The 9,303-nt window shown below is 43.1% G+C and carries 9 protein-coding genes; 2 read left to right on the forward strand and 7 right to left on the reverse strand.

Annotated features, from left to right (window positions below):
- Nucleotides 1-776: 776 nt before the first annotated feature.
- The 7 genes from BCT34_RS10400 to dusA all read right to left on the reverse strand — a co-directional run bounded on the left by BCT34_RS10400 (nt 777) and on the right by dusA (nt 7,903).
- The gene (locus BCT34_RS10400) at nt 777-1,553 is read right to left on the reverse strand and encodes a phosphoadenylyl-sulfate reductase (protein WP_076651508.1); all 777 of its coding nucleotides are present in this window, start codon (nt 1,551-1,553) and stop codon (nt 777-779) included.
- Nucleotides 1,546-3,273 (reverse strand): assimilatory sulfite reductase (NADPH) hemoprotein subunit, encoded by a 1,728-nt coding sequence (gene cysI / locus BCT34_RS10405; RefSeq protein WP_076651509.1) that lies wholly within the window; start codon nt 3,271-3,273, stop codon nt 1,546-1,548. The genes BCT34_RS10400 and cysI overlap by 8 nt, the downstream gene beginning before the upstream one ends.
- Nucleotides 3,273-5,138: an assimilatory sulfite reductase (NADPH) flavoprotein subunit gene (locus BCT34_RS10410; RefSeq protein WP_076651514.1), complete on the reverse strand. Its 1,866-nt coding sequence runs from the start codon at nt 5,136-5,138 to the stop codon at nt 3,273-3,275. The genes cysI and BCT34_RS10410 overlap by 1 nt, the downstream gene beginning before the upstream one ends.
- A 123-nt stretch (nt 5,139-5,261) precedes the next feature.
- Nucleotides 5,262-5,492 (reverse strand): hypothetical protein, encoded by a 231-nt coding sequence (locus tag BCT34_RS10415; protein WP_076651510.1) that lies wholly within the window; start codon nt 5,490-5,492, stop codon nt 5,262-5,264.
- 178 nt (nt 5,493-5,670) lie between these two features.
- Nucleotides 5,671-6,339 (reverse strand): TIGR04219 family outer membrane beta-barrel protein, encoded by a 669-nt coding sequence (locus BCT34_RS10420; RefSeq protein ID WP_076651511.1) that lies wholly within the window; start codon nt 6,337-6,339, stop codon nt 5,671-5,673.
- Between the two features lie 135 nt (nt 6,340-6,474).
- A complete protein-coding gene (gene pspG / locus BCT34_RS10425; RefSeq protein WP_076651512.1) occupies nt 6,475-6,696 on the reverse strand; it encodes an envelope stress response protein PspG in 222 nt (73 codons plus the stop codon).
- Between the two features lie 226 nt (nt 6,697-6,922).
- On the reverse strand, nt 6,923-7,903 hold the full coding sequence (gene dusA, locus BCT34_RS10430; RefSeq protein WP_076651513.1) for a tRNA dihydrouridine(20/20a) synthase DusA: 981 nt from the start codon (nt 7,901-7,903) through the stop codon (nt 6,923-6,925).
- Nucleotides 7,904-8,216: 313 nt separating this feature from the next.
- Here dusA and zur point away from each other — a divergent pair, with 313 nt between their 5' ends.
- A complete protein-coding gene (gene zur, locus BCT34_RS10435) occupies nt 8,217-8,675 on the forward strand; it encodes a zinc uptake transcriptional repressor Zur (RefSeq protein ID WP_017059941.1) in 459 nt (152 codons plus the stop codon).
- A 17-nt stretch (nt 8,676-8,692) separates the two neighbouring features.
- Nucleotides 8,693-9,154 (forward strand): chemotaxis protein CheX, encoded by a 462-nt coding sequence (locus tag BCT34_RS10440; protein WP_017059940.1) that lies wholly within the window; start codon nt 8,693-8,695, stop codon nt 9,152-9,154.
- Nucleotides 9,155-9,303 lie beyond the last annotated feature (149 nt).

Raw genomic sequence — 9,303 nt, forward strand, 5'->3', positions numbered from 1 at the left:
ACGCACCCGAAGGATTGTTAGTGTCGTTTCCGCTCGACTTGCATGTGTTAGGCCTGCCGCCAGCGTTCAATCTGAGCCATGATCAAACTCTTCAATTTAAGATTTTGATTACCTAAATTAATAGGCGTGACTCAACGAATACTGACTTCAAAACTACTATGTAATTCTAAAGCTATTACCATTCCAACAGAATGATAATGAATTGACTGTGCCAAATAACCGCTCTCTACAAAGAAAGTAATTATTTGTATTGGTCACTCAGTTCATTGAAATCAATTTTGATTCCGAAGAATCTGTTTTATCTAACGATAAAACGCTTTGATATTCATCAACGAGTGCCCACACAGATTGATAGGTTTAAATTGTTAAAGAGCTTCTCTTCGTTGTGACTTACATCACTTCGGAAGAGGCGGCCATTCTAGCGACTTAATTCTCAGTGTCAAACACTTTTGAAAATTAATTTCTACTTTCTAAAAGTAGGAGCGAATAATCACTCAAAGCTAGTTGCCTTACTAACATTCTTCGCTGAAGCCTTATGGCGTCTGCCGTGTCAGTGAGGCGGCATTATAGAGATGTTCATCATATTGGCAAGTGTTTATTAAAGAAAAATGCAAAAATAACACTTACATGACGAATAAACACTCAAACCCTTATTTATGCAGCTTTAACTACAAAGTAACTACACAATAACCACAGACTTATCCACAACCGCTCTAATTTTATCCCCTAAAAACTAAAAAAGCTGCCTTATGGCAGCTTTTTAAACAGCAATAAGTCTAAATTCCAGAACCATATTGCTCACCATCATCTTCATGGAGACCACATTCGCGTTTCAGCCCATTAAAACGAGTTTCCTCTTCAGTCATACCCGGTTCCCACTTCTTAGTCGTGTGTGTATCTCCAACAGAAAGGTAACCCTGCTCTCGAAGCGGGTGATAACTGAGAGCATGCTCTTCTAAGTAATAGTGAACATCTTTATTCGTCCAGTCGATTACCGGCAAGAATTTAAACACACCATTTTGGATAGATAAAATTGGTAGATTTGCGCGCGATTGAGATTGCTCTCTTCTTAAACCGGAAAACCATGTCCCAGCCTCGAGTTCATCTAACGCTCTTCTCATCGGTTCAACTTTATTGAGTTTGTTGTACTTCTCTATCCCTTCTATGCCTTGTTCCCAAAGTTTTCCATATTGCGCTTCTTGCCAATTAGGGCTCTGTTGTGCACGGAAGACTTGAAGATTTAGAGTCAGCTTCTTACTTAACTCATCTATAAATCGATATGTTTCAGGGAATAGGTACCCAGTGTCCGTCAGAATAACCGGAATGTCTGGTTTTGCTTGAGTCACTAGGTGCAGCATCAATGCCGCTTGGATTCCGAAACTAGAAGACACAACATGTGTCCCTTCTAAATGTTCTAGAGCCCACTTAACTCTCTCTAATGCGGTTAGCTGCTCCAACTCAGCATTGATTTGTCCAAGACGAAGTATTTGCTCCGTCTTAGTCAATGCGAGTAGCTCTGCTAACTTCAACTTTGAAGCGACAGAATTATGCATGCAGATCCCTCTTTGAAATGATCACTTCTTCGATGATGCCAGCTCGGATGGTAAAATCACCGAACCCTTCATTATCGTTACGCTCTGTAGCCCAACGTCCCACCAGCGAATCAATCTCTTCTAAGATCTGAGCTGAAGTGATGTTCTCTTTATACATTTTAGGGATACGTGTTCCGGCTTTGTTGCCACCTAGGTGCATGTTGTAACGCCCCGGAGCCTTACCCACTAAACCCAGTTCAGCCAACATTGCACGACCACAACCGTTTGGACAACCCGTGATACGAAGGATGATATTATCGCCCTCGGGTAATCCATGTTTCTTCAGAATACCTTCAACATCTGTTACAAACTCAGGAAGAAAACGCTCAGCTTCTGCCATTGCTAAAGGACATGTTGGGAATGCCACACAAGCCATTGAGTTTTTACGCTGCTCGGTAACGACATCATCCATCAGGCCGTATTGACGTGCCAGTTTTTCAATCTTTGCTTTCTGGCTCTTAGGTACACCTGCAACAATTAGGTTTTGGTTCGCTGTCATGCGGAAGTCACCTTTGTGAATCTTCGCTATTTCAGCAACACCGGTTTTTAAAGCCTTCCCAGGGAAATCAAGCAAACGGCCATTCTCAATGAATAACGCTAAGTGGTGCTTACCATCAATGCCTTCCGCCCAACCAATGCGGTCACCACGGCCAGTAAACTCATAAGGACGACTTTCTGAGAATTCAACACCTGCACGCTTTTCAACTTCAGCTTTGAATACATCAATACCAACACGATCTAGTGTGTATTTGGTTTTTGCGTTCTTACGGTTTGAACGGTTACCCCAATCACGCTGAGTCGTTACCACTGCCGCTGCTACATCTAACGTTTTATCTAATGGCACAAAACCAAAGTCGTCAGCTTTACGTGCATAAGTAGAGGTATCGCCGTGCGTCATTGCAAGACCGCCGCCTACTAATACGTTAAAGCCCACCAGCTTTCCGTCTTCAGCAATTGCAACAAAGTTAAGATCGTTAGCATGAACGTCGACGTCATTCTGCGGAGGAATTACAACCGTCGTCTTGAACTTACGCGGTAGGTAATTGCTACCTAGGATAGGTTCTTCATCCGTTGTTTCTAGTTTTTCACCATCTAACCAGATTTCTGCATAAGCGCGAGTCTTAGGTAATAGGTGTTCACTGATCTTTTTCGCCCACTCGTAAGCTTCTTGGTGAAGTTCAGACTCAACCGGGTTTGTCGTACACAGAACATTTCGGTTTACATCACCCGCAGTCGCTATTGAATCAATGCCAATGCTATTCAGCGTTTGGTGCATCAACTTAATGTTTGGTTTCAACACACCGTGGAACTGAAACGTTTGACGAGTCGTTAAACGAATTGAACCGTAAGAAGTGCTTTCGTCTGCGAACTTATCAATCGCCAACCATTGCTTAGGGGTAATGATGCCACCAGGCATACGCGCACGAAGCATTACGTTATGTAAAGGTTCGAGCTTTTGCTTGGTACGTTCGTTACGAATATCACGGTCATCTTGTTGATACATACCGTGGAAACGAATCAACTGAAAGTTATCGGCAGTAAAGCCACCGGTGATGCGGTCTTGGAGATCTTGCTCAATCGTACCGCGTAGATTTCTACTTTCACGCTTCAAACGCTCATTGTCAGCCAAAGGTCCAAGTACTTGACCTAGCACTTCTTGCTCTATTACTTGCTTGCTCATTAGTACACATCCCTTTGGTAACGTTTCGCTTTACGTAAATCATTAATATATTGTTCAGCTTGTTCGCGGCTTTGATTGCCGTGCTTTTCCGCAATAGTCACTAACGCTTCATGAACATCTTTTGCCATTCGAGTCGCATCGCCACAGACATAGAGATACGCGCCCTCTTGCAGCCATTGCCAAACCAGCTCGGCTTGTTCGATTAAGCGATCTTGAACATAAACCTTCTCTTTTTGATCACGGCTAAAAGCAACATCTAGCTTAGTTAGCGCACCAGATTTGAGGTGTTTCTGCCATTCGACTTGGTATAAGAAATCTTGAGTAAAGGTACGGTCGCCGAAGAATAACCAGCTCTTACCTTCTGCATCATTGTTTTCACGCTCTTGAACAAAACTACGGAAAGGTGCGATACCTGTACCCGGGCCGACCATGATGATTGGCGTGTTGTCGTCTTGTGGTAACTTAAAGTTATTGTTGTTCTCTACAAACACCTTAACTTCGCCACCTTCTTCAAGGCGTTGAGCTAAGAAACTAGAAGCTCCGCCTAAACGAGACTCTTCGCCTTTTTGATATTCAACTAGACCAACCGTCAAGTGAACTTCCTCATCTACTTCTGCTTGGCTTGACGCAATAGAGTAGAGACGCGGGGTAAGCTTACGTAGCAGACCAATTAATTCATCAGCTGATAGTTTGGTTTTCTTTTCAGCCAATACATCGACAATTTGTGTATTGCCCGCGTATTCACGAAGCTTGTCTTTATCTTCCACCAGCTTGATTAACTTCTTGCTGCCCGATAACTCAGCAAACTTAGTCACAAGCTGAGGGTTTGAAGCCGTAATCTCAAATTTACTGACTAGCGCACTATGAATAGATAGATTGTCACCATCGACATCGACACTTTCGATACCCGATAACCCAACCTTAGAAAGAATCTGATTCGCGAGTTCTGAACTATTTTCATACCAGACACCTAGCGCATCGCCAGGTTGGTAGGTAATGCCAGACTCATCAAGGTCGATCTCGATATGACGAACATCTTTACCCGAATCACGCCCGGTGATCTTCTGGCTCGTCAATAGTGTTGCCGTATAGGGATTTTGTTTGGTGTATTGCGAGTGATCTGTAGCCGCTTGGCCTACTGGTAACTGGACGATGTCGGCCTCAGCACCTGTCGATAGCGTTTCTTGAACTTGTGATAACGCTTTAGCACGCCACTCCGTTGCAGACTCTTCGTAATCAACATCACAATCAAGACGATCAACAAACGATTTAGCACCAAGCTTAGCGAGGAAGTTATCGAAGTCTTTAGCGGTTTGGCAGAAGAACTCATAGCTCGAATCGCCTAAACCAATCACACCGTATTGTAGGTTTGATAGCTTTGGCGCTTTCTTCGATTGAAGGAATTCGTGTAACTCAATGGCGTTGTCAGGTGCTTCACCCTCACCATTGGTTGAAGCGACGAAAATAACGTGTGTCTCTTTGGCTAGGTTCTTACCTTTATAATCGCTCGCATCGAAAAGCTCGACCGCAATTCCTAAGGCTTTAGCTTCTGCCTCTAGTGATTCAGCGACGCCCTTGGCATTACCTGTTTGAGAAGCAAAGATAATGCTTAGCTTACCCGCTGGCTTAGACGCTACCGCAGCGGCCGCTTGAGCGATTGGCGCAGCAGCGCCTACTGGCTGAGCTTGGCTCACACCCCAAAGGTAACCACTGACCCATGCCAGTTGCTGTGAAGACAGTTCAGAAACAGTTTGCTGAAGATGACCCAATTGTTGGTCATTAAGTGGTGCAGCTAGCCCAGGTAACTCGTTAGCCCCAGACTGTGCATTATTATTTTGTGAAGACTCTTTCTTATTTAAAGACATGGTCACGACATCCCTAATCATTGCGTGACGATAGATTAACCACTCCTTTTAATAACAAGAAAGAATAGAAAAGTATGTTTTATAACTTTTTGGAAGTAAAAACCGATTAAATAGGAAAATTAACTATTGGTTTTCAATACGTACTTGTTGAAAGCCAACTGCCAATGCCGATTTAGATGCTAGGTCTAAATCCGCATAATGACACTCTTCTCCATGAACATCAGTGAGCAGAACAAAGCCACCTCCCATGTGGCGAAACTCGACAACCCAAGCCCCCTCTTGAATTGAGGGCTCTATGATCGCTTCAACTAGCAGGTTTTCTCGATATAAGTTTCTTAATTCATTGAGTGTCATATTCCATCCCTTGCTTTGACCTCACAACATAGACCTTATAAGAATAGACGCTATTTAGATCTCTGTATTAAGGATGGTCGAAAGTGATGAATGTGCTAACTAATTCCAGAAAGATATAAAAAACGCCACTTAATAAAGTGGCGTTCTTAAAGTTTGTTCTAAGTTTGCTTTATATGGCCTAGAAGCGCACTTCAGCACCAGCAAACCAACCATCGACCATGACAAAGCTTTTGCCTAGTTCCGAACTAAAGAACTCATCCGAATCTAGGTCGATAACACGGTAACCACCACGCAGGGCAATTTCAGACTCTGATACAGGGATTCGATACTGAACACCCGCCATCAGGTCAGTGCTCTTAATACCACTGCTATCACCGAACTCCATCGTACCAATGATATCGAAGTTGGTATCAGGAACATTGATCTCTGCGTTACCGTAGAAGTTCCACGTAAATTCATCGAAACTAGTTTGCGCACCATTGGCTTTCGGCTCAATGTAATTGGAGTTCGAGTACTGAGTAAACGTCACACCAGCATCAAAGTTCATCAACTTGTGCTCTAACAGTGTGTAGTAAAACGTGTAGTCATACTTATCAAAAGCCAACGAGTCTGAATCAACAGAGGTATAACGAAAGCTAGCATTTGGTAGCATTGGTGCATTGTGCTCAAATGCGAAATACAACGAAGGAGAGTTAGCGTCGTCATCTTGTCTAACTTCGTTTAGCTTTGTACTTCCCCACCACATATCAGCACCGACTTTAGCCGTGTAAGAAAACTCCTCAGCAGCAGACACAGCTGAACTTAAAGATAGCATTCCCACTAAAGCAATTAATGGCATTTTATTCATTTGAGATAGCTCCAATTCCATATCGTAGTGCTAATTGTATGCACATTCATAGATTATTGGGGAAAATTCTACCACACATCTTAAATTCTAAAACGATAAACCGCTGACGAATAAAGATTTGACGGCACTATGACCTTAGTAACGTCTCTGATTAGAGCTGTGTACAAAGTTTTTGAAAAACCACACACCAATTGCAATCACAATCAACCAAGGCAGTAATTTAAAAACCACACCCATCATACCCAGCAGCAACATTACTGCTAATGCGACTCCAGTGGCCGCTAATACCGTCATGAACGTAATACCTGTTACAAGTAAAGTAGCAACGAAAATAAGAACAAAGATTAATTCAAACATAATGGTCTCCCTAATGAGTTAATGACCTATCTTTCCTACTTTCTAACATTGCAGCTTCTGTACCAAGTTGCCAAACTCAATAAATTCCTTATTTATCAAACAAATAAAAAGCCACGCATTTTCATACGTGGCTTATCAGAAACTCAGAATGGTAAATTTAGCCTCTGGTGGCGAATTTAACCTTGAACTCTAAGCTTTTAAGATTGGCTTTTAACCTCGAGAGAGATTATACGTTTAGCTCTTTAGGGATCTTCGCCAATGCCGTCTGCATTACTTCGATACCCGCACCTTTCTTATGCGCATTTTCGCTGATGTAACGACGCCATTGTCTTGCACCCGGCATGCTTTGGAATAAACCAAGCATGTGACGAGAAATATGGCCTAGGCTCGCGCCGTTTGAAAGTTCGCGTTCGATGTATGGGTACATCTCTTCGACAACCTGTGAGCGCTTCTTAATAGGTGTATCTAAACCAAAGATCTGTTGGTCGACTTCAGCCAAGATAAATGGACTATGGTAAGCCTCACGACCAATCATCACACCGTCAAGGTGTTGCAAGTGTTCTTTAGTTTGCTCAAGCGTAGTAATGCCACCATTCACAGCAATCACAAGATCAGAGAAGTCTTTCTTGATTTGATATGCGCGATTGTAGTCTAGAGGTGGGATCTCACGGTTCTCTTTTGGACTAAGGCCGCTCAACCATGCCTTACGTGCATGGATAGTAAATTGCTCACAACCGCCCTTTTCAGAAACCGTAGAAACAAACTTAGTTAGGAACTCATAAGAGTCTTGGTCATCGATGCCGATACGCGTTTTCACAGTAATTGGAATATCAGTCACTTCTTTCATCGCCGATACGCAATCTGCCACCAGCTCTGGCTCAGCCATTAAACACGCACCAAAGCGACCGTTTTGAACTCGGTCTGAAGGGCAACCTACGTTAAGGTTCACTTCATCATAACCGCGCTCACCGGCAAGCTTGGCACAAGCAGCAAGATCAACCGGGTTTGAACCGCCAAGTTGAAGTGCAAGAGGATGTTCTTGCTCGTTATATTCTAGAAAGTCGCCCTTACCATGTAAGATCGCGCCCGTTGTTACCATTTCCGTGTACAGAAGAGTCTGCTGAGAAAGCAAACGGTGAAAGTAACGACAGTGGCGGTCAGTCCAATCGAGCATGGGAGCGACAGACAACCTACATGAATGTGTCATGGCAAAGTACCCTAGTAGCGAGTCAAAAAAATATGCTGGAATACCCAGCAAAAGCAAGGTCGGCTATTGTAAATGCTATGCCCTGTTTGTGCTATATGAACTTTGCCTCACACTTTTTTATACACCTATTCACCAGATCTCTCATTCAGCCTCATTAATCAGTTATGCCTTGAGTCACACTGTCATTTTGAGTTACCTTGTCTTATTCAAAGTCGTGGGTCACAATACGCTCTGTACCTGACTTTAATAGAAATCATTGGCTCCCAAAACGTAGTAACCTAGAAATAAGGTTTGATTAGGGATGTCCGATTGAATGGTGAAAAATTTGGACCACACATTAATAGAGCAAGTTGAAGGGATATGCGCATCGCGAGGAGTTAGATTAACGCCTCAAAGAAAGCGAGTGTTTGAGCTCATCCTCTCTAATAAAAAAGCCTCCAGTGCTTATGAATTATTAGAGCAGTTGAAAGTCAGTGAACCACAGGCCAAGCCTCCTACAGTTTATCGCGCTTTGGATTTCTTGTTGGAACAAGGTTTCATTCACCGAGTTGAGTCAACCAATAGCTTCATATGCTGCTGTTCTTGCAATGCCAACAAACATTTCTCCCAACTACTGATCTGCGATAAATGTGGCACTGTGATAGAATTGCAAGACGATGCGCTTGTCACCCTACTTGCCAGTAACGCTGAGAAGCATGGCTTTCAATTGACTAATCATGTCATTGAATCGCATGGCATTTGCCAATCTTGCTCCTCCGAGATGAAAGAATAAGATTATAGAAGAACATTATGCGCGCTGAATTTGTAAACCCGTTTTTAGCTTCTTTGATGAACGTATTAAAAACGATGGCTTCTCTAGAATTGAAGCCACAAAAACCGAGAGTTAAGAAAGATGAAATCGCTCGTGGTGATGTATCCGGCCTCATTGGTATGGTGGGTACACAATCTCGTGGCTCTATGTCGATCACCTTTGATGAAGGTCTTGCTCTCGAAATCATGGAAAACATGCTCGGTGAGCGACCAAACGGCCTCAACGAAGAAGTGACCGATATGGTGGGTGAAATCACTAACATGGTAACTGGCGGTGCAAAACGTATTCTTGCAGAAAGCGGTTTTGACTTCGATATGGCAACGCCGATTGTGGTTTCTGGTAAAGGTCATACGATTCGTCACAAGTGTGACGGGGCAATCATCATCATGCCTTTCTCATCTCAATGGGGTAATGCTTTCATCGAGATCTGTTTCGAATAGAAATAGTCACTGCAAATATTAAGAAGGCTGACGCTGTACTTAAAAGGCTAACAGATATGTCAGCCTTTTTTATTACCTGCGATTTAGCTATTGCTTATTCCACAGATACAAAAACGCCAACCCGAAGGTTTAATGCCGTTCGGATAAGC

This window comes from Vibrio sp. 10N.261.45.E2 (genome assembly GCF_002875705.1).
Taxonomy (GTDB): Bacteria; Pseudomonadota; Gammaproteobacteria; order Enterobacterales; family Vibrionaceae; genus Vibrio.

Coding starts and splice junctions, on each gene's coding strand:
- BCT34_RS10415 (WP_076651510.1), bottom strand. CDS start 5,492: ATGACACTCAATGAATTAAGAAACTTATATCGAGAAAACCTGCTAGTT.
- BCT34_RS10400 (WP_076651508.1), bottom strand. CDS start 1,553: ATGCATAATTCTGTCGCTTCAAAGTTGAAGTTAGCAGAGCTACTCGCA.
- zur (WP_017059941.1), top strand. CDS start 8,217: ATGGTGAAAAATTTGGACCACACATTAATAGAGCAAGTTGAAGGGATA.
- cysI (WP_076651509.1), bottom strand. CDS start 3,273: ATGAGCAAGCAAGTAATAGAGCAAGAAGTGCTAGGTCAAGTACTTGGA.
- BCT34_RS10420 (WP_076651511.1), bottom strand. CDS start 6,339: ATGAATAAAATGCCATTAATTGCTTTAGTGGGAATGCTATCTTTAAGT.
- dusA (WP_076651513.1), bottom strand. CDS start 7,903: ATGACACATTCATGTAGGTTGTCTGTCGCTCCCATGCTCGATTGGACT.
- BCT34_RS10410 (WP_076651514.1), bottom strand. CDS start 5,138: ATGTCTTTAAATAAGAAAGAGTCTTCACAAAATAATAATGCACAGTCT.
- BCT34_RS10440 (WP_017059940.1), top strand. CDS start 8,693: ATGCGCGCTGAATTTGTAAACCCGTTTTTAGCTTCTTTGATGAACGTA.
- pspG (WP_076651512.1), bottom strand. CDS start 6,696: ATGTTTGAATTAATCTTTGTTCTTATTTTCGTTGCTACTTTACTTGTA.